This window comes from Comamonas sp. GW821-FHT11H03 (assembly GCF_058807955.1).
In genome coordinates this window covers 225,930-246,469 of record NZ_JBXARF010000009.1, presented here as the reverse complement: position 1 = coordinate 246,469, position 20,540 = coordinate 225,930, and the positions used below count along the sequence as shown (strand labels likewise).

Here is a 20,540-nt window from a genome sequence, read left to right as displayed (position 1 = left end):
TTACGCATGGAAAAAATGAAAATAAGTCATTTTATGAATATAGGTGAAAACCCTAGAATTCACCCATGTCACAGATTACGGAAGCTGTCGCCCCTCGCGCTCAGGGCGGCAGCCATTCTTTTGCCCGGACACTCTGGCAGCTGCTCAGGGCCGCGTTGCAAGTGTGCCTGCTCAGCGCCATCTGGATTGCCATGGATGTGCTGCGCCAGCATTTCGGCTGGAGCATGCCGGCCGGCCTGATCGGCTTCGGCCTGCTGGCCGTGGGCCTTTTTTCGGGCCTGGTCAAAGCACGCTGGCTGCAAAGCGGCACCAACTGGCTGCTGGCCGAGATGCTGCTGTTCTTCGTGCCGGCCATGCTGGTGGTCACCGAATACCCCGACCTGATTCGCCACCAGGGCTTGCGCATCCTGGCCGTCATCGTGGCCAGCACAGCCTGCGTGATGGCCGTGACCGCACTGGCTGTCGATCGTGTCTATCGCTTCGAGTTGTGGCTTGCACAGCGCAAGTCCAGCCGCGATGCCTCTGCCCTGGGTGAGGAGTGAGCCATGCTGTCAAATGAAGTCATCGGCCTGCTGTCGCTGCTGGCCACCGTGGCCTGTTACTGGGTCAACAAGCGCCTGTATCGCAAGCATCCCCACCCGTTGCTGATGCCCATAGTCGCCACCCCCATGGTGCTGATCGGTCTGTCGCTGCTGACCCATGTCAGCTACCCGCAGTACATCGCCCAGACCCACTGGCTGGTCTGGCTGCTGGGCCCCACGACGGTGGCATTTGCGCTGCCGCTGTACGAGAACCGCAAGCTGCTGCGCAAGCACTGGATGTCGATAGCCACCGGCGTGGTCGTGGCCAGCCTGGTCTCCATCTCCACCACCATTGCGTTTGCCGATATGTTCGGCCTGTCCGAGGCGCTGCAAAAAGGCCTGGCCGTGCGCAGCATCACGACACCGTTTGCAATCGAGGCCGAGAAAGTGCTGGGCGGCCCCACCGATCTGGCGGCTCTGTTCGTTCTGCTGACCGGCGTCAGTGCCATGCTGCTGGGCGAGACCGTGCTGCGTGTGCTGCCCCGCATCCGCAGCAAGCTGGCCACGGGCGCCAGCTGGGGTGGAGCTGCCCATGGCAGCGGCGTGGCCCGGGCGCGCCAGGCCGGCGAGGTGCAGGCCGTGATGGCATCGCTGGTGATGATGATTGCCGGTGCCGTGAACGTGCTGGCCGCGCCCTGGGTGCGGACACTGTTTTTCTGACCGGCCCTGCGCTACCTACGCTCAGGGACTGGCTCCGGCAAGCACTGCCTGAAGCGCGGCCCTCAGCGCGCCGGAATGACAATCGGGCGCAGCGGCGCGACGTCGCCACCGCGGATCTTGAGCGGCACCCCGATGAATCGGGCGAGAGAAAACCTTCATTGGGGCGATCTTAAAAATAAAAAAGCCACCTGCAACCCCGCGTCAGCCGCTAAAGCTGGGGGCCGGTGGCTTCTTTATCACGCCAGCGTATAGGCCGTCTTCACCGTGGTGTAGAACTCCTGGGCATAGCGGCCCTGCTCGCGCGGGCCGTAGCTCGATCCCTTGCGTCCGCCAAACGGCACGTGGTAGTCCACCCCCGCCGTGGGCAGGTTGACCATGACCATGCCGGCCTGGCTGTGGCGCTTGAAGTGCGTGGCGTACTTGAGGCTGGTGGTGGCAATGCCGGCCGACAGGCCAAACGGCGTGTCGTTGGACACGGCCAGGGCCTCTTCGTAGTCCTTGACGCGGATCACGCTGGCCACGGGGCCGAAGACTTCCTCGCTGTTGATGCGCATCCCCGCTTCGGTGTCCACAAACAGCGTGGGGGCCATGTAAAAGCCCTGCTTGCCGCTGCCCGTGTGGCAGGCGACGCGGGCACCGCCAGCCGCCAGGCGCGCGCCTTCGGCCTTGGCGATTTCCACGTAGCTCAGGTCCTGCTCCAGCTGGGCCTGGCTGACCACGGGGCCCATGTCGGTGCCCGCAGCGCGTGCATCGCCCACCTTGATGCGCGCCATGCGCGCCTGCAGGGCTTCGATGAAGGCCGGGTAGATCTTGTCAGTGACGATGAGGCGGCTCGATGCCGTGCAGCGCTGGCCCGTGGAGTAGAAGCCGCTTTGCGCCGACAGCTCTACGGCCTGCTCCAGGTCGGCGTCGTCCAGCACGATCTGGGGGTTCTTGCCGCCCATTTCCAGCTGCACCTTCTTGCCCGAAGCCACGCAGGCTGCCGCGATGCCGCGGCCCACGCCCACCGAGCCCGTGAAGCTGATGGCCGCCACATCGGCGTGGTTGACCAGGGCCTCGCCGATGATGCGGCCCGGGCCCATGACCAGGTTGAAGACGCCGGCGGGGAGGCCCGAGCGGTGGATGATGTCGGCCAGCGCCCAGGCGCTGCCGGGCACCAGATCGGCGGGTTTGAGCACCACGCAGTTGCCAAAGGCCAGGGCCGGTGCGATCTTCCAGGCCGGGATGGCGATGGGGAAGTTCCAGGGAGTGATCAGGCCGACCACGCCCATCGGCTCGCGCGTGATCTCCACACCGATGCCGGGGCGCACCGAGGGCACGGTCTCGCCCGTGAGGCGCAGGCATTCGCCGGCAAAGAACTTGAAGATCTGGCCCGCGCGGCCGACTTCGCCAATGGCTTCGGGCAGGGTCTTGCCTTCTTCGCGGGCCAGCAGCTCGCCGAGCTCGGCCTTGCGCGCCAGGATCTCCGTGCCTATCTTGTCCAGGGCGTCGGAGCGCGCCTGGATGCCCGAGGTGGACCAGGACGGGAACGCAGCAGCGGCGGCGGCCACGGCGGCCTGCACGTCGGATGCACCGCCCTGGGCGTACTCGCCGATCACATCGGACAGATCGCTGGGGTTGGTGTTGGTGCTGTAGGTGATGGCGGCCGTCCATTGGCCGTTGATGAGGTTGTCGTAGCGGGACATGGGGTACTCCGTAAGAAAAATAGGGGGATCGGCGGCAGTGTGAGAAGCGCAGTGGCGTGGCAGTCAGGGGATGGCGCTTGTCACCGGCGTGGCTCAGGCCAGGGACACCGAGGAAGGGCAGCCCCGCACCGAGGGTGTCGCCGGCTGCCCGTATGCCCCCCTCCCTCGCGCAGCGAGAGAGGGGGAAGGCGCGTAGCGCCTCAGGGGGAGCGTTACCTCACCATGCAAGGGCGCTTGTTGTCGAACTTCCAGCCGGGGATCAGGTGCTGCATGGCAATGGCGTCGTCACGCGCGCCCAGGCCGTGCTCCATGTACAGGGCGTTGGCGCGCTGCAGCGCGGCACGGTCCACGGTCACGCCCAGGCCGGGAGTCTTTGGCACTTCGACGAAGCCTCCCTTGATCTGCAGGGGTTGTTGCGTGAGGTACTGGCCGTCCTGCCAGATCCAGTGCGTGTCGATGGCCGTGACCTTGCCGGGCACGGCGGCAGCCACGTGGGTGAACATGGCCAGCGAGATGTCAAAGTGGTTGTTGGAGTGCGATCCCCAGGTCAGGCCCCAATCGCGGCAGGTCTGGCCCACGCGCACAGAGCCGGCCATGGTCCAGAAATGCGGGTCGGCCAGCGGGATGTCCACGGACTGCAGCGACAGGGCGTGCACCATCTGGCGCCAGTCGGTGGCAACCATGTTGGTGGCCGTGGGCAGGCCGGTGGCGCGGCGGAATTCAGCCATGACTTCGCGGCCCGAGAAGCCGCCTTCGGCACCGCATGGGTCTTCGGCATAGGCCAGCACACCACGCATGTCACGCATCAGGCGTATGGCGTCCTTGAGCAGCCAGCCGCCGTTGGGGTCCAGGGTGACGCGGGCGTCAGGGAAGCGCTTGGCAAGCGCAGTGACGGCCTCGACCTCCTGCTCGCCGGCCAGCACGCCCCCCTTGAGCTTGAAGTCGTTGAAACCGTAGCGCGCGTAGGCGGCTTCGGCCTGGCGCACGATGGTCTCGGGCGTCATGGCCGTCATGTGGCGCACCTGGGTCCAGTCGTCCGTGCCCAGCTTGTCCTCGCCGGCCTTGACGTAGTCCATGCCGGTCTGGTCACTGGGGCCCACGAAGAACAGGTAGCCCAGCATTTCCACGCGCTCGCGCTGCTGGCCTTCGCCCAGCAGGGCGGCCACGGGCACGCCCAGGTGCTGGCCCATCAGGTCCAGCAGGGCGGATTCGATAGCAGTCACGGCGTGCACGCCGATGCGCAGATCAAAGGTCTGCAGGCCACGGCCACCGGTGTCGCGGCCTTCGAGGGATTTCTGCACCTCTTGCAGCAGTTGCAGATGCTGGCCGATGGAGCGGCCGATCAACACCTGCTTGCTGTCCTCCAGCGCCTGGCGAATGCCTTCGCCGCCCGGCACCTCGCCCACCCCCGTGTGGCCCGCGCTGTCGTGCACCAGCACGATGTTGCGGGTGAAATAGGGCGCATGGGCACCACTGAGGTTCATGAGCATGCCGTCGCGGCCGGCGACGGGAATGACTTCGATGGCGGTGATGGTCGGGGTAGTGGACATAGGAAGGATCTTCAACAGACGCGGAGGAAAAAGGGGATCACAGGGTGATCACTGCGCAGCAGACCAAGGCACTTCAGCCGCAGGCCGGCCCGTGGCGATGAACTGCTGCAGGTTGTGCAGCACCAGGTCGGCCATGGCGCGGCGGGTTTCATGCGTGCCGCTGGCGATGTGGGGGGCCAGCACCACGTTGTCCAGGGCCAGCAGGGCCGGCAGGGGGCGGGGCTCGTCCTCGAACACGTCCAGGCCCGCACCGGCGATGCGCTTGCTCTCCAGGGCATCGGCCAGGGCGGCTTCGTCGACCACGCTGCCACGTGCCACATTGACCAAAAAGCCCTGAGAGCCCAGGGCAGCCAGCACCTCGGCATTCACCAGGTGACGTGTGCCGTCACCGCCGGCGGCAGTGACGACCAGGATGTCGGCCCAGCGTGCCAGCTCCAGCAGCGAGGGAAGGTACTGGTGGGGAGAGCCTTCGACGGGGCGGCGGTTGTAGTAGGCGACTTCCATATCGAAGCCAGAGGCCCGGCGCGCCACGGAGCTGCCGATGCGGCCCATGCCGAAGATGCCCAGGCGCTTGCCGCTGGCGCGCGTGCGGATGCCGAAGCGGCTCTGACTCCAGTCGCCACGGCGCACGAAGCGGTCGGATTCGCTGAGGCCACGCGTGGCGTCCAGCAGCAGGGCAAAAGCCAGGTCTGCCACACAATCGTCGAGCACGCCTGGCGTGTAGCCCACACGTGCGCCACGGCGCAGCAGGGCGTCCTTGTCGAGGGCGTCAAAACCCACGCCAAAGCTGCTCACGAACTTGAGGTTGGGCAAGGCGTCGACCACGCGCGCCGGCAGGCCCATGGCGGCCGAGGTGACCGCGTATTCGAACTGGCCGCCATGCTCGGCAAGAAAGCGCTCGGGATCGGGCTGCTCGGAGAGGATGCTCACCTCATAGGCCTGGGCCAGTTCGGCATCCAGCTGGGTCAGCGGCATCTTGCCGTATTGAAGAACGCGTGGTCGGGTGGTCGCCATGCCGGGAATTCCTTGCTTTGGTCAATGGTGGAGGCCGCAGCCCCCAGGGAGAAAACGGCCCGCTTGTGCGGGCCGCCAGGGCGGCTTAAAGCTTATTCGGCCTTGATCCCCTTTTCGGCGATGAGCTGGGCGTAGGTCGTGTAGTCGGACTCGATCAGCGCGGCGAACTGCCGGGGTGTGCTGGTCCTGGCGACGGCGCCCTGTTCGTTGAGCCGCTGGGCGATGTCGGGCTGAGCCACGGTATCGCGGATGGCCGCTGCCAGGCGGTCGATGGTGGCCTGAGGCGTCTTGGCCGGAGCCAACACGCCCACCCAGGAGATGGACTTGAAGCCGGGTACGGTCTCGGCCACCGTGGGCACATCGGGCAGAGCCGGCACGCGCTTGTCGCCGGTCACGGCCAGAGCGCGCAGCTTGCCAGCCTTGATGTGACCCAGGCTTTCGAGCACGGTGGCAAAGGTGATCTGCACATGGCCGGACAACAGGTCCACGATGGCCGGCCCGCCACCTCGGTAGGCCACATGCTGGATATCGGTCTGGGTGGCGCTCTTGAACATCTCGCCGGCCAGGTGCATGGAGCCGCCAGGTCCCGAGGTGCTGTAGCTGAACTTGCCGGGCTGGGCCTTGAGCAGGGCAATCAGGCCGGCCACATCCTTGGCCTGCACGCCGGGATGCACCAGCAGCACCTGGGGCAGCTCGGCAACCAGGCTGACGGGAGCGAAAGCCGTCTTGGCGTCGTAGGGCAGCTTCTTGTAGAGGATGGGGTTGATGGACTGGGTGCCGATATTGCCCAGCAAAATGGTATTGCCGTCGGCCGGCGCTCTGGCCACCTGGTCGGCACCGATCACCCCCGCAGCGCCGGGCTTGTTCTCGATGACCACGGTCTGCCCCAGGCGGCTGGCAAGGGCCTGGCTGAGCAGGCGGGCACTGGTGTCGCTGCCGCCACCGGGCGCGAAAGGAACGACCAGGGTCAGGGGTTTGCCGGACTGTTGTGCGCTGGCGGCGCAGGACAGTCCGGCCAGGACCAGTGTGAGCAGCAATCGGCGGGAAGGGTGTCGCATGCCTTGTCTCCGTTATCGGTTTTGTGGGTGCATGGGCCGCGGTTTGCGGCAGGAAAAGCCGGCAGGCACAGAGCGCCCGCCGGCGGCGGATCGACGTCAGTCGGCGGTGATCTTGCGGGTCTCGATCAGTCGCTTCCAGCGCTCGTTCTCCTGGGCCTGAAAGCGCGTGAATTCCTCGGGCGTGTTGCCCACGATTTCCAGCCCCTGCTCCACAAAGCGCTTGCGGACATCGGGCTGCTGCACGGCGGCAATGGCGGCCTTGGCCAGTCTGGCCTTGACATCGGCCGGCAGGCCCTTGGGAGCTGCCATGCCTTGCCACGAATAGACCTCGGCCCCTTTGACACCGGCCTCGGCCAGTGTGGGCACATCGGGCAGCACAGGTGAACGCTGGCTACCGGTCACAGCAATGGCACGCAGCTTGCCGCTGCGCAGATGGGACAGCACGGCGTTGACGTTCTGGAAGGAGAAATCCACCTGACCGCCCAGCAGATCGGTGATCGCCGGTGCTCCGCCCTTGTAAGGCACATGCACGGCTTCGGTACCCGTTTGCTGCCAGAACAGCTCGGCCGAAAGATGATCCGAGGAACCATTGCCGGAGCTGGCAAAACTGATCTTGCCGGGATTGGCCTTGAGCGCGGCAATCACCTCGCTCACGCTGCGGGCCTTTTGCGTCGGGCTGGCAACGAGCACATTGGGCGCCTGCACGGGAACAGTGATGTAGTCGAAATCCTTGCCGGCGTCATAGGGCACGTTCCTGACCATATGAGGGGTCACCACGAAAGGGCCCAGCGAGGCCACCAGCAAGGTATAGCCATCGGCCGCTGCACGCTTGACGGCTCCCGCTCCGATGGTGCCCGTAGCACCAGGGCGGTTTTCCACGACAAAGGGCTTGCCCAGTTGCTCGCCCATGCTCAGGGCCAGGGCACGCGCCACGGTGTCGGTGGAGCCACCGGCCGGGAACGGCACGATGATGTTGACGGGCTTGTCGGGAAAGTTGCCGGCCGCCTGGGCGGCCAGAGCCAGGGTGGCGCCCAGCGTGATCAGTATTTTCTTCATGCTTTGTCTCCTGAAGACGCGGGGCCCGGTTCTTGATCTGACCCCTGCATCGGGTCTTACTGGGGGCCGAGCTTGTCGATCAGGGCCTTGAGCTCCTCCATCTCGGCGGGCTTGAGGTCGGTCAGAGGCGCGCGCACGGGACCGGCATCGTGGCCGACCAGCTTGGCACCGGCCTTGATGATGCTCACGCCATAGCCTTCGACGCGGTTGCGGATCTTCAGATAGGGCATGAAGAATTCCTTGAGCAGCTTGTGCTGCGTGGCCTGGTCATCGATGCGCACGGCCTCGTAGAACTGCATCGCCGTCCTGGGGATGAAGTTGAAGACGGCAGAGGAGTACACGGGCGTTCCCAGAGCCTTGTAGGCGGCCGCATAGACCTCGGCCGTGGGCAGGCCACCCAGGTAGGCAAAACGGTCACCCATCTTCATGAAGATGGAGGACATGGTCTCGATATTGCCCAGGCCGTCCTTGAAGCCCACCAGATTGGGGCAACGCTCGGCCAGGATGGCCAGGGATTCGGGCGTGAAGCGTGAGCGGTCGCGGTTGTAGACGATGACGCCGAACTTCACGCTCTTGCAGACCTGCTCCACATGGGCGATCAGTCCTTCCTGACCGGCTTCGGTCAGGTAATGAGGCATCAGCAAAATGCCGTGGGCGCCCAGTCGTTCGGCCTCTTGCGCATGGGCAATGGCGGTGCGGGTGGGGCCGCCGGCGCCGGCGATGATGGGCACCTTGCCGCGGCAGGTATCCACGGCGGTCTTGATGATCTGGCCGTACTCCTCGCCATACAGCGAGAAGTATTCGCCCGTTCCACCGGCGGCGAACAGGGCGCTGGCGCCATAGGGAGCCAGCCATTCAAGGCGCGCGGCATAACCCTTGGCATTGAAATTGCCCTGGGCGTCGAAGTCCGTCACGGGGAAGGACAACAGGCCGGAGCTCATCACGTCTTTAAGGTATTGGGGTGTCATTGGTAATCCTTGAATAGAGGGAGCAAAAAAGATCTGGCAGCTCAATCCAGCTGCAGTTGGGCGGCTTGCACCACGGCGCGCCAGCGCGCGCGCTCGGCATTGAAGAATTTGTCGGTTTCGGCGGGCGTCATCGTGACGACCTCGGCCCCCTGGCCGGTCAGGCGAGACCGGACCTCGGTGGAGCGGATGGCAGCGAGCAGCACCTGGTTCACGCGCTGCACCACGGCTTCAGGCGTCTTGGAGGGCAGCACCACGCCCTGCCAGGTGCCCGAGGCGAAACCCTGTGCGCCCTGCTCTGCCAACGTCGGCACATCGGCAATCAATGGCATGCGGGTGTTCTTGGAAATGCCAAGCAGCTTGAGCTTGCCGCTTTGCACATGCGGATAGGTGGCCAGCATGCCGTTCATCAGCACCTGGGTCTGGCCTGCCACCGTGTCCTGCACCGACTGCACGCCGCCCTTGTAGGGCACGTACACCCATTTGGCGCCGGTGATGCGGGCCAGCTCCACGCCAGCCAGATGGGGGGCACTGCCCGATGCGGTGACGGCAAAGTTCAGGTCCTGCTTCTTGGACAGCTCCACCAGCTCCTTGAGATTGCTGGCCTGAACGGAGGGATGTACCACCAGCATATGAGGCGAATAAGCCAGCATGGCCGCACCGCGCAGCGCCTTGGAAGGGTCGAAGCTGAGCTTGGTATAGATCGAGGGAGAGATGGCCAGTGCACCGAGATCGCACAGCAGCCAGGTATAGCCATCGGCCGGTGCACGTGCGACGAATTCAGCGCCCAGATTGCCATTGGCACCGGGCTTGTTGTCGATCACCACGGTCTGCTTGAGCTCCTGTGAGATCAACTGCCCGATGGAGCGCGCAATGATGTCGGAGCTGCCGCCGGGAGGATAGGGAACCACCAGACGAATGGGCTTGCTCGGCCAGGCATCGGCAGCCAGCAATGTGGACGACAGCAAACCGCCGGCCGCCAGGGCCAGCAGAGAGCGCAGAAAGTGCGAGCGTCGGACCATGGTGAAATGTCTCCTTGTTGTGGTCAGTCATCATACAACTAGGTATTTTTGAACGCCAAGACATTTCTTCTAAGGGTAAGCACGGGTCGCGGCCGCCCCCAGGCTTTGGCTTGCGCCTATTCAATCTATGAAATTGGCTTCAAAACCAATGCCAAAGCTCTCTTCAAGCTATCACTTTTAAGCTTTTCCAAGTGTTCGGCGCAGCGAAGACACAGTGGCCGCCGCATGCCGCAGGCAGCCAGCCGCTGCGGTCAGCCTCTTCCATCAAGCGCCCGCCCGGACCAGGGTCTCGGGGTCTCGGGGTCTCGGGGTTTCAGGGTCAGGACTCTGCGCTCAGGCTCAGGCGCTGGGCCAGGCGCAGACGCTCGCGCGAGTTGGTCAGATGGATGCGCATGGCGGCGCGGGCCGAATCGGCATCCTGGCGCGCAATGGCGGCATAGATCTCCTCGTGCTCACGGTTCACACGACGCAGATAGTCGGGGTCGCGTGCCGGCGTATGCATGGAGGAGATGCGATTGCGCGGAATCAGCAGCGTGCCGAAGTGCTGCAGGATGTCCTGGAAATACCGGTTGCCCGTGGCCTGCGCGATGCTCAGATGAAAGGCCAGATCGTGCTCGACAGTGTCGTGCCCCAGGGCGAAATGATGTTCGAACTCCTGCAGGGCCTCGCTCATGACCTGCAGATGGGCTTCGCTGCGGCGCTGGGCGGCCAGACCTGCAGCCTCGGTTTCCAGGCTGATGCGCAGCTCCAGCACGGCCAGCACGTCGACGGACTCGCTGAGCTCGCGCGCGCTGAGCATGGGGCTTGCGCTCTGGCGCGCCGGCAGCACGAAAGTGCCTATGCCGTGGCGAGTCTCGACCAGCCCGGCAGCCTGCAATTTGGACAGCGCCTCGCGCACCACGGTGCGGCTGACGTCGTAGCTGCGCACGAGTTCGGACTCGGTGGGCAGCTTGTCGCCCTCATGCAGCAGGCCCTGGCGGATCTTGTGCTCGAACTCCTCGGACAACAGATTCGCCAGACTGCGGCTGCCCTTGCTGGTTTTGCTGCGCAGGGCGTACCCCTCCGTCAGCGGCAAAGACGGGGTTGATTGGGGTAATTCCGATGTCTGGGTACTCATAAGCCTGATGATAATGGCTTTCAGTTGTACGACAACATACCACACAAGCTCCCTCTTTCAACTTCGGGCCGCAGCTCTTGCGCCGCATCAGTCATCTCAAGATGAGCACCTCTCACCAGATCCGCCACATCCGCATCACGCCGATTGCCTTCCGTGATCCGCCGCTGCTCAACGCCGCCGGCATTCACGAACCCTGGGCGCTGCGCTCCATCATCGAGATCGAGACCGCTTCCGGCCTGGTCGGCATCAACGAGAGCTATGGCGACCAGCCCATGCTGGATGCGATGGCCAAGGCCGCACCGGCCTTGGTCGGGCTCTCGCCCTGGGCGCTCAATGAAATGGAAGCCCGCGTCGCCGCCCTGGTCACTCCGCCCCAGCTCACGGCCTCGGAATTTCTGGGTCAGCAGGTCTCGCTGGCACCTGGCACCCATGTCTCCAAGACCGTGGCCAAGGTGGTCAGCGCCTTCGAAGTCGCCATGCTGGACTTGCAGGGCCAGATGGCCGGGGCACCCATCGTCGATCTGCTGGGCGGACCCGCACGCGACCGCGTGCCCTACTCCGCCTACCTGTTCTACAAGTACGCCGAACATGTGGGTCAGCCCTATGCACCCGACGCCTGGGGCGAGGCCCTGACGCCGACGCAGCTTGTGGCCCAGGCCCGGCGCATGATCGACCAGTACGGCTTCCAGAGCATCAAGCTCAAGGCCGGCACGCTGCCGCCCGAGCAGGAGGCTGCCGGCATCCTGGCGCTGGCCGAGGCTTTCCCCGGCACACCACTGCGCATTGACCCGAATGGCAACTGGACCGTGGAGACCAGCCTGAAGATCGTGCAGCAGTTGCGCGGCGTGCTCGAGTACTACGAGGACCCGGCACCAGGCCTGGACGGCATGGCCGCCGTGGCTCGCGAGTGCGATGTGCCCCTGGCCACGAATATGGTGGTGACGGACTTTGCCGAGTTCCGCCGCAACGCCGACATGGACTGCCCCGTGAAGATCGTGCTCAGCGACCACCATTACTGGGGCGGCCTGCGCGCCACACAGCGCCTGTCCACGCTGTGCCGCACCTTCGACCTGGGCCTGTCCATGCACAGCAACTCCCATCTGGGCGTGAGCCTGGTGGCCATGACGCATCTGTGCGCCAGCGTGCCCCTGCTGACCTATGCCTGCGACACCCACTATCCGTGGCAGGACGAGGAAGTCGTCGAGGGCGGGCGCCTGCAGTTCGAGCAGGGCAGCCTGCGCGTGCCCACCACGCCCGGCCTGGGCGTGACCCTGGACCGCGCAGCCCTGGCCCGTCTGCACGACAACTATCTGCATTGCGGCATCCGCAACCGCGACGACCTTGGACAGATGCGCAAATACGACCCGGAATTCACCGGCAAGCAACCGCGCTTCTGAACTCCAGCCCCTGCACAGGAAGACCGAACAGAGCCCACATCCAGCCCAAGCCGAGCTGGTTCGATCGCACCCCTTTGCACAGCGCAAAAAGACGCTTTTCAACCGGAGACAACCATCATGCAACGCCGCACCCTGCTTCAATCCACCCTTGCCGCCAGCTCCCTGCTGCTGGGCGCATCCCTTGTCGCCGCACCCGCACTGGCACAAGGCAACTGGCCCACGGGCAAGCCCATCACCTATCTGGTGCCGTTCCCCCCCGGCGGCAATACCGACACCCTGGCACGCGTGATTGCACAGCCGCTGAGCAAGGCCCTGGGCACGCCCGTGGTCATCGAGAACAAGGGCGGCGCCGGCGGCAGCGTGGGCTCGGCGCTGGCGGCACGCGCCCCGGCCGACGGCTACACCATTCTGGGCGGCACCATCAGCTCGCACGCCATCAATGTCAGCCTGTACTCCAAGCTGGACTACGACCCGATCAAGTCCTTCACGCCCGTCGCCATGCTCGGCTCCGGCCCTCTGGTGCTGGTGGTGCCCGCCTCCAGCCCCTACAAGACTCTGGCCGACGTGCTGGCCGGCAGCAAGGCCAAGGCCTCGTCGGGCGGTCTGACCTCGGCCTCCCCAGGCAACGGCACCTCCAACCACATGGCGCTGGAACTGCTGGCCTACCAGAGCGGCGTGAAGTTCACCCATGTGCCCTACAAGGGCAGCGGCCCCGCCGTGCAGGATGTCATGGGAGGACAGGTGGACATGATGTTCGACACGGCCCTGGTTGTCGGCCCGCACATCCAGTCCGGCAAGCTGCGCCCCATCGCCGTGAGCAGCTCCAAGCGCCTGGAATCGCTGCCCGATGTACCCACGATTGCCGAAGCCGGCGAGAAGGGTTTCGACATGGGCTCCTGGCAGGCCGTTTTCGCCCCTGCGGGCACGCCCAAGCCCATCGTGGACCGCCTGCATGCCGAAATCCTGAAGATCGTCGCCACCCCCGAAGTCCAGGCCCGTCTCAAGAACTTCGGCATGCTGCCGTCGAACATGAGCACCGTCGAACTGGCCGATTATCAGAAGGCCGAGGTGAGCAAGTGGGCCAAGGTGATCAAGTCTGCTGGAATAAAGGCTGAGTAAATAAAGCACCCCCTGAGCGGCTTGCGCCGCTTCCCCCTCGTTGCACGGCGCCTCTCTACTTGCTTCGCAAGGGAGGGGGACGACACCCTCGGTACGGGGCGGCCCTTCCTCGGTGTCCATCGCCTTGGGCTGCGCCTGTTGCGTGGGCTGTGCCGCTTGCTTGGGCGGGCTGTGCCCAGCGGACAGCGATAAGAAACTGAAAAGACATTGCCATGAGTACCCCACTTCCGCTTTCCATCAGCATGCATCCGGCCGACAACGTAGCCATCGTGGCCAATGACGGGGGGTTGCCTGCGGGCACGGTGATGCCCGGGGGGATGGTGCTGGTCGACAAGGTACCGCAGGCGCACAAAGTGGCGCTGGTGGACATTCCCGAGGGCGGTGCGGTGCGCCGCTACAACGTGATCATCGGCTATGCGCTCAAGCCCATTGCCGCCGGCAGTTGGGTGCACGAGCGCTTGCTGCAGATGCCCGAGGCTCGCTCGCTTGAGGGCCTGCCCATCGCCACCGTCAAGCCGCCCGCGCTGGAGCCGCTGGCAGGCTATACCTTCGAGGGCTACCGCAATGCGGACGGCACCGTGGGCACGCGCAACATCCTGGCCATCACCACCACGGTGCAATGCGTGGCCGGGGTGCTCGACTTTGCCGTGCGCCGCATCAAGTCCGAGCTGCTGCCCCGCTACCCTCATGTGGACGACGTGGTGGGTCTGGAGCACAGCTACGGCTGCGGCGTGGCCATCGATGCCGTGGGAGCCGAGATACCGCAGCGCACGCTGCGCAATATCAGTCGCAACCCGAACTTCGGCGGCGAGGTCATGGTGGTCAGCCTGGGCTGTGAAAAGCTGCAACCCGAGCGCCTGCTGCCGCCGGGCAGCTTTCCCATCGTCGACGAGCGTGAACCCGAACTGGACGTGGTCTGTCTGCAGGACGAGGCCCATGTGGGCTTTATGTCCATGATCGACTCCATCATGCGCCAGGCCGAGCAGCATCTGCGCCGCCTCGACGCCCGCCGCCGCGAGACCGTGCCTGCCAGCGCCCTGGTGGTGGGCGTGCAATGCGGGGGCAGTGACGCCTTCAGCGGCGTCACTGCCAACCCGGCCGTGGGCTTTTGCACCGACCTGCTGGTACGCGCGGGCGCCACCGTGATGTTCAGCGAGGTGACCGAGGTGCGCGACGGCATCGACCAGCTCACCTCGCGCGCCGCAAGCCCCGAAGTGGCCGAAGCCATGATCGAGGAAATGGCCTGGTACGACGCCTACCTGGACAAGGGCAAGGTGGACCGCAGCGCCAACACCACGCCCGGCAATAAAAAAGGCGGATTGTCGAACATTGTCGAAAAGGCCATGGGCTCCATCATCAAGAGCGGCACAGCCCCCATCACCGGCGTGCTGTCGCCGGGTCAGCGGCTGGCCGATCGCGACATCAGCCAGGGCCTGGTCTATGCGGCCACGCCGGCCAGCGACTTCATCTGCGGCACACTGCAGCTGGCAGCGGGCATGAACCTGCATGTCTTCACCACGGGCCGCGGCACGCCTTACGGTCTGGCTCAGGTGCCGGTGATCAAGGTGGCCACGCGCAGCGACCTCGCGCGCCGCTGGCACGATCTGATGGATATCAACGCCGGGCGCATTGCCGACGGCGAGGCCACGATCGAGGACATCGGCTGGGAAATGTTCAGGCTGATGCTCGATGTCGCCAGCGGCCGCAAAAAGACCTGGGCCGAGCATTGGCAGTTGCACAACGCGCTGGTGCTGTTCAACCCGGCTCCGGTGACCTGAATCCGTACGGCACCCTCACTTCGAGAACGCTCTCGAATCCAGAGTGCTTGGAAAAGCCAACATCAGGGCACAGACAGAATCACCAGAAACGCTTCCATATGGCAGCGTTTCTGGTTGGCGCATGCGCCCTCAGGCCTGCATGGAGCCCGTCTTCAGATAGCGCTGATGCCAGGCATAAGCCTGATCGAGCAAATGTGGCGTGTGCTTGCCCGGTGCATCGCGCAGCGCGCGCTCCAGATAGTCGCTCATCGCCGCCTTGTAGTCGAGGTGCACGCATTTCTCGATGATCAGACGTGCGCGCTGCACCGGCGCCAGGCCGCGCAGATCGGCCAGACCCTGCTCGGTCACGATGACCTGCACATCATGCTCGGTGTGATCGACATGGGAGACCATGGGCACGATGCAGCTGATCTTGCCGCCCTTGGCCGTGGAAGGTGTCATGAAGATCGACAGATAGGCATTGCGCGCAAAGTCACCGCTGCCGCCAATGCCGTTCATGATGGACGAGCCCATGACATGCGTGCTGTTGACGTTGCCGTACATATCGGCCTCGATCAGCGCGTTCATCGAAATCAAACCCATGCGACGGATCAGCTCGGGGTGGTTCGATATCTCCTGCGGGCGCAGCATGATGCGCTGGCGGTAATAGTCGATATTGGCCAGAAAGCGCTCCATGGCCGCCGGGCTCAGCGCCAGCGAGGTGGTCGATGCGGTATCGAGCTTGCCCGACTCCAGCATGTCCAGCATGCCGTCCTGCAGCACCTCGGTATAGGCGTTCAGGTGGTCGAACGGGCCGTTGTTCAGCCCCGCCAGCACGGCGTTGGCGATATTGCCAACGCCCGACTGCAGCGGTAGCAACTCGGGCGGCAGGCGGCCCACTTTTACCTCGTGCTGCAAAAAATCGATGATGTTCTCGGCAATGCGCATGGAGCCCTCATCGGGTGCCGTGAACGCTGCTAGCCTGTCACGCTGGGCCGTTGGCACCACGGCAATCACCTTGCTCAGATCGCAATGCAGATAGGGCTCGCCAATGCGGTCGAACGGATGCTCCATGGGTATGGGCTTGCGCTTTGGGGGCACGGCCGCACCGTAGTAAATGTCGTGCATGCCCTCGAGCTCGGCAGGCTGGGCGCTGTTGACTTCGAGAATGACTTTGTCGGCCTGTTCCAGCCAGGTCTTGTTGTTGCCCACCGAGGTCGACGGAATCAGGCGACCATCGGGCAAAACACCCGCCACCTCGATCACCGCCACGTCAAGATGACCGAGGAAGCCGAACCACACATGCTGCGCCACATGGGACAGATGGATGTCCACATACTGCATGCGCCCCTCGTTGATCTCCTTGCGCACCGTGGGGTCCGACTGGTAGGGCAGACGGCGTTCGATGCCATGCACCTTGGCCAGTGCGCCATCGAGTTCGGGTGAGGTCGAAGCTCCCGTCCATAGACTGATGCGGAAGTTTCCGCCATTGGCGTTCTGCGCTTCGATCCGGCGTGCCAATGCCTGAGGCACGGCCTTGGGTGCGCCTGCGGGTGTGAAGCCGCTCATGCCCAGTGTCATGCCGGATTGAATCAGGTCGGCGGCCTGGTCAGCCGTCATGATGCGTTCGCGCAAGACAGGGCAAAGCACGCGATCTGCAGGAGATGCGGTGGAAAAGGAAGTCTGCATGTAATGTGTCTCGTCCTGCCAGCCTTCTTGAAGAGGGATGGTATTTTTTTGTAGTTGAAGAGTTGCACTTTGACTGGTGCAAACCCGGATTGAACTACGACACACAGAGAGTCGCCAAGCGTAGTTGACTAGAGAAAACCCCGATGCGCTTTCTTGAAAGAAGCCAACGAAATTGAATTCATAGCTCAAAAAAGTGAGCATCTATTGCTCACCGGATAAAGGATGAAAACTTGAAACAGCTGAAATCAACCACCATGGCAGAGTTGCCAGAATGCAGGCGGAAATTACAAAATATTTGCCTGTACTCACTGCCAGCAGACATAGGCTGACAAAACCACCATGGTTCAGCAACCAGAATTCGACACATGGCTTTTGATACCTCCGGCTGGCAGCACAAGCTGCGACGCCTCGCCCACCCCCTGCAACCGCTGATCGACTCCGTACAACTCTGGCTGCAGGCCGACGGTCTGCGCATGAGTGCCGCCATGTCGTTTTACGGCATGCTGAGCCTGGCTCCGCTGTTGCTGGCCGTCGTGGGGCTGCTGGGCTGGTGGCTGGATCGCAGCTATGTGGAAAGCACCTTGATCAGCCAGATACAGAGCGTGGTCGGGGAACGCGCGGCACAGGTCGTCAAGAGCGCTCTGGCCAGCGCCCAGAATGCCAATCAGGGCTCGCTCGCGTCCGTGCTCGGTCTGGTGATGATGCTCTCGGGCGCCACGGGCGTGTTTGTGGAGCTGCAGGCTTCGCTGGACAAGCTCTGGTCCATGGGCGAAGAGTCTCGCCCGCAGGAAAACAAGCCCTGGTGGAGCATGGCCATCTCCCGTCTCTGGGGTTTGAGCTATGTCGTGGGCCTGGGCTTTTTGCTGCTGGTGTCCATGGTGCTTTCAACCGCCATCCAGATGATCACCAAATGGGCCAATGACGAGCTGCAGCTTGTGCCGCTGGGCCCGCTGATGGGGCTGATCAACGAGGGCCTGTCCTTTGGCATTGCGGTGCTGCTGTTCTGGGGTCTGATGCGCATGGGTAGCGGCATCAAACCCGTCACCAAATACCTGCTGCTGGGCTCGCTGACGGGAGCAGCCCTGTTCACCATCGGAAAACAGGCCCTGGCCTGGTACCTGTCCACCGCCGCCGTGGTCTCGGCCTATGGCGCAGCCGGCTCGCTGGTGGTGGTGCTGATGTGGTTTTATTTCACCTCGGCCATCCTGCTGTTCTCGGCCGCCACGGCCAAGGCCTGCAGCAAGTCCAAGGTCCAGCTGGGCATCCCGTTTGTCTCGCGCAAGCCGTCGAACGCCACACCTATGGATGTGCAGTGTCTTCCCGAAAATGCAGGGGAGAACATATGAAGCGGCCGAGATCGACTGCCATACCTGCGCTCGCAACCATCTGCGTCATGTCGACAATGTAAAAAGGCCTGCTGATGCAGGCCTTTTGCTCGGGGCAAGGTGGAATTACTTTTCCACAAATGCGCGTTCGATGACGAAGTCGCCTGGCGTGGTGGTATTGCCTTCCTTGAAACCGCGCTTTTCCAGCAGTTCCTTGAGTTCGGACAGCATGGCGGGGCTGCCGCACAGCATGACGCGATCAGTCTCGGGATTCAGATCGGGCAGACCCAGATTCTGCGGGAAGGTGCCGTTGTTGATCTGTGCCGAGATACGGCCCTGATTGCGGAAGGGCTCGCGCGTCACCGTGGGGTAGTAATGCAGCTTGCCCTTGACGATATCGCCGAGGAATTCATGCTCGGGCAATTCCTTCTCGAACAGCTCCTGATAGGCCAGCTCCTGCACCTGACGCACGCCATGCACCACGACCACGTTGTCGAAACGCTCATAGGTCTCGGGGTCGCGCGCCACGGCCAGCCAGGGAGCCAGGCCGGTGCCCGTGCCGATCAGATACAGATTCTTGCCGGGCAGCAGATAGTCGATCAGCAGCGTGCCTGTGGGCTTCTTGCCCACGATGATGGTGTCACCCACCTGGATGTTCTGCAGCTTGGAGGTCAGAGGGCCTTCGGGTACCTTGATGGACAGGAACTCCAGATGCTCTTCGTAGTTGGGGCTGGCGATGGAGTAGGCGCGCAGCAGGTTCTTGCCATCCACCTTCAGGCCGATCATGGTGAAGTGGCCGTTGGAAAAGCGCAGCGATGTGTCGCGGGTGGTGGTGAAGGAGAAAAGACGGTCGGTCCAGTGGTGGACGGACAGCACGCGTTCTTCAAGAAAAGCACTCATGATTCGTCTGAAATAAAAACTCGAAGCAGAAAACCTGCGCGGCAAATGCTGGGCGGTGGCGGGGCACTGCAGGTCAGGGCTGCTAGCGCGTTGGCTGCCGGTTGCCAAGCGGGACAAGACCTATATTGTCCGGCAATTGCACAGAAACGGGTGAATCACACACGAATGTCTTGAGATCGAATAGTGATAAGCAGAATGAAGCGCTCAGATACCGCCCGATCGCCGAAAAACTGTCTCACCCATCTTGACGCAGGGAAAACGCTGCTCTAGGATCATTTCCCACGCGCTTTGAACAAGCGCTTTATTTGTCTATATAAATGCTCAAATTGAGCATTAGTGGTTGTGGCGACCCAGTACCTCAGACCATGGTCGCCCACCTAGCACCGAGGAGAATGACAATGCAGCTGCGCTGGTCCCTGCCCCTGCTGACACTGGCCGCCTTGCCCGCCTGGGCACAGGGCGTGATCAAGATTGGCGAAATCAACAGCTACAAGGCTCAACCCGCGTTTCTGGAGCCCTACAAGAAGGGCATGGAACTGGCGGTGGAGCAGGTCAATGCCGCAGGCGGCATTGCCGGCAAGAAGCTGCAGCTCATCGTGCGCGACGACAACGCCACGCCGGGCGATGCCGTGCGTGCCGCCGAAGAGCTCTACACGCGCGAAAAAATCGATGTGCTCACGGGCAGTTTTCTCTCGCATGTGGGCCTGGCACTGACCGATTACGCCAAGCAGAAAAAGCGCTTTTTCCTCGCCTCCGAACCCCTGACCGACAAGATCGTCTGGGCCGACGGCAATCACTACACCTACCGTCTGCGCGGCTCCACCTATATGCAGACCGCCATGCTGGTGGAGGAAGCGCTCAAGCTCAAGAAGAAGCGATGGGCCATCGTCTACCCCAACTACGAATACGGTCAGTCTGCGATTGCCACCTTCAAGACGCTGATGAAGGCCAGACAGCCCGATATCGAGTTTGTGGCCGAGCAGGCACCTGCGCTGGGCAAGATCGATGCCGGCTCCGTCGTGCAGGCGCTCGCTGACGCCAAGCCCGATGCCATCTTCAACGTGCTGTTCGCCACCGACCTGGGCAAGTTCGTGCGCGAAGGCAATACACGCGGCCTGTTCAAGGGCCGCGAAGTCGTGGGCCTGCTGACGGCCGAGCCCGAATACCTGGACCCGCTCAAGAAGGAAGCGCCTATCGGCTGGACCGTGACCGGCTACCCCTGGTATTCCATCACCACCCCCGAACATGCAGCCTTCCTCAAGGCCTATCAGGCCAGGTTCAAGGACTACCCACGCCTGGGCACCATCGTGGGCTACAACGCCATCCAGTCGATTGCTGCGGGCCTGCGCAAGACCAAGGGCGACCCCGACACCGAGAAACTGATTGCGGCCTTCAAGGACCTGGAAGTCGCTACGCCTTTCGGCCCCATCACCTACCGCGCCCAGGACAACCAGTCCACCATGGGGGCCTATATCGGCAAGACCGCCTATGACGAGAAGCTGGGGCGCGGTGTGCTGGTCAACTACCACTACGCCGACGGCAAGAACTATCAGCCCACGGACGAGGAAGTGAAGAAGCTGCGCCCAGCGACAGCGAACTGATTTCGCTTCAGCGAAAATACCAGGCCACCTGCACTGCCGCAGGT

17 protein-coding genes are annotated in these 20,540 nt (G+C 63.5%); 7 read left to right on the top strand and 10 right to left on the bottom strand.

Features of this window, described 5'->3' with window-relative positions; all coding sequences use genetic code 11:
• The first annotated feature begins 65 nt into the window (after positions 1–65).
• Positions 66–542 (top strand): CidA/LrgA family protein, encoded by a 477-nt coding sequence (locus AC1RTQ_RS19815; protein WP_492878243.1) that lies wholly within the window; start codon positions 66–68, stop codon positions 540–542.
• A gap of 3 nt (positions 543–545) precedes the next feature.
• Complete coding sequence (locus AC1RTQ_RS19810; protein ID WP_003059524.1) at positions 546–1,241, top strand: LrgB family protein; 696 nt, start codon at positions 546–548, stop codon at positions 1,239–1,241.
• A gap of 236 nt (positions 1,242–1,477) precedes the next feature.
• On the opposite strand, the gene AC1RTQ_RS19805 is transcribed toward AC1RTQ_RS19810, so the two are convergent.
• The 8 genes from AC1RTQ_RS19805 to AC1RTQ_RS19770 all read right to left on the bottom strand — a co-directional run bounded on the left by AC1RTQ_RS19805 (position 1,478) and on the right by AC1RTQ_RS19770 (position 10,666).
• Positions 1,478–2,926 carry an aldehyde dehydrogenase family protein gene (locus tag AC1RTQ_RS19805; protein ID WP_492878240.1) on the bottom strand — a complete coding sequence of 483 codons (1,449 nt, stop codon included), beginning with the start codon at positions 2,924–2,926 and terminating at the stop codon, positions 1,478–1,480.
• A gap of 212 nt (positions 2,927–3,138) precedes the next feature.
• Complete coding sequence (locus AC1RTQ_RS19800) at positions 3,139–4,476, bottom strand: enolase C-terminal domain-like protein (protein ID WP_492878238.1); 1,338 nt, start codon at positions 4,474–4,476, stop codon at positions 3,139–3,141.
• Positions 4,477–4,524: 48 nt separating this feature from the next.
• Entirely contained in the window at positions 4,525–5,490 is a 966-nt protein-coding gene (locus AC1RTQ_RS19795; protein WP_492878236.1) for a 2-hydroxyacid dehydrogenase, read from the bottom strand.
• 92 nt (positions 5,491–5,582) lie between these two features.
• Positions 5,583–6,548: a Bug family tripartite tricarboxylate transporter substrate binding protein gene (locus AC1RTQ_RS19790; RefSeq protein ID WP_050872955.1), complete on the bottom strand. Its 966-nt coding sequence runs from the start codon at positions 6,546–6,548 to the stop codon at positions 5,583–5,585.
• A gap of 96 nt (positions 6,549–6,644) precedes the next feature.
• Positions 6,645–7,604, bottom strand: a complete 960-nt coding sequence (locus AC1RTQ_RS19785; protein WP_492878233.1) for a Bug family tripartite tricarboxylate transporter substrate binding protein — start codon at positions 7,602–7,604, stop codon at positions 6,645–6,647.
• Positions 7,605–7,660: 56 nt separating this feature from the next.
• Positions 7,661–8,572 carry a 5-dehydro-4-deoxyglucarate dehydratase gene (gene kdgD, locus AC1RTQ_RS19780; RefSeq protein WP_492878231.1) on the bottom strand — a complete coding sequence of 304 codons (912 nt, stop codon included), beginning with the start codon at positions 8,570–8,572 and terminating at the stop codon, positions 7,661–7,663.
• 41 nt (positions 8,573–8,613) lie between these two features.
• On the bottom strand, positions 8,614–9,591 hold the full coding sequence (locus AC1RTQ_RS19775; RefSeq protein ID WP_492878229.1) for a Bug family tripartite tricarboxylate transporter substrate binding protein: 978 nt from the start codon (positions 9,589–9,591) through the stop codon (positions 8,614–8,616).
• 319 nt (positions 9,592–9,910) lie between these two features.
• Positions 9,911–10,666, bottom strand: coding sequence for a FadR/GntR family transcriptional regulator (locus tag AC1RTQ_RS19770; RefSeq protein ID WP_302093162.1), 756 nt, complete (start codon positions 10,664–10,666; stop codon positions 9,911–9,913).
• Between the two features lie 143 nt (positions 10,667–10,809).
• On the opposite strand from AC1RTQ_RS19770, the gene AC1RTQ_RS19765 reads away from it, so the two are divergent.
• The 3 genes from AC1RTQ_RS19765 (at position 10,810) to garD (ending at position 15,002) form a co-directional block, all read left to right on the top strand.
• Positions 10,810–12,105, top strand: a complete 1,296-nt coding sequence (locus AC1RTQ_RS19765) for a glucarate dehydratase family protein (protein ID WP_492878227.1) — start codon at positions 10,810–10,812, stop codon at positions 12,103–12,105.
• A 117-nt stretch (positions 12,106–12,222) separates the two neighbouring features.
• A complete protein-coding gene (locus AC1RTQ_RS19760; protein ID WP_492878225.1) occupies positions 12,223–13,224 on the top strand; it encodes a Bug family tripartite tricarboxylate transporter substrate binding protein in 1,002 nt (333 codons plus the stop codon).
• 212 nt (positions 13,225–13,436) lie between these two features.
• On the top strand, positions 13,437–15,002 hold the full coding sequence (gene garD / locus AC1RTQ_RS19755; RefSeq protein WP_492878223.1) for a galactarate dehydratase: 1,566 nt from the start codon (positions 13,437–13,439) through the stop codon (positions 15,000–15,002).
• Positions 15,003–15,131: 129 nt separating this feature from the next.
• Here the strand turns inward: garD and scpC are convergent, their stop codons facing one another.
• A complete protein-coding gene (gene scpC, locus AC1RTQ_RS19750) occupies positions 15,132–16,670 on the bottom strand; it encodes a succinyl-CoA:acetate CoA-transferase ScpC (RefSeq protein WP_492878221.1) in 1,539 nt (512 codons plus the stop codon).
• A 365-nt stretch (positions 16,671–17,035) separates the two neighbouring features.
• Here scpC and AC1RTQ_RS19745 point away from each other — a divergent pair, with 365 nt between their 5' ends.
• Entirely contained in the window at positions 17,036–18,016 is a 981-nt protein-coding gene (locus AC1RTQ_RS19745; RefSeq protein WP_492878219.1) for a YihY/virulence factor BrkB family protein, read from the top strand.
• 105 nt (positions 18,017–18,121) lie between these two features.
• Here AC1RTQ_RS19745 and AC1RTQ_RS19740 read toward each other — a convergent pair whose 3' ends face one another.
• On the bottom strand, positions 18,122–18,895 hold the full coding sequence (locus AC1RTQ_RS19740) for a ferredoxin--NADP reductase (RefSeq protein ID WP_003059561.1): 774 nt from the start codon (positions 18,893–18,895) through the stop codon (positions 18,122–18,124).
• 398 nt (positions 18,896–19,293) lie between these two features.
• On the opposite strand from AC1RTQ_RS19740, the gene AC1RTQ_RS19735 reads away from it, so the two are divergent.
• Entirely contained in the window at positions 19,294–20,496 is a 1,203-nt protein-coding gene (locus tag AC1RTQ_RS19735) for an ABC transporter substrate-binding protein (RefSeq protein ID WP_492878216.1), read from the top strand.
• Positions 20,497–20,540: the final 44 nt, after the last annotated feature.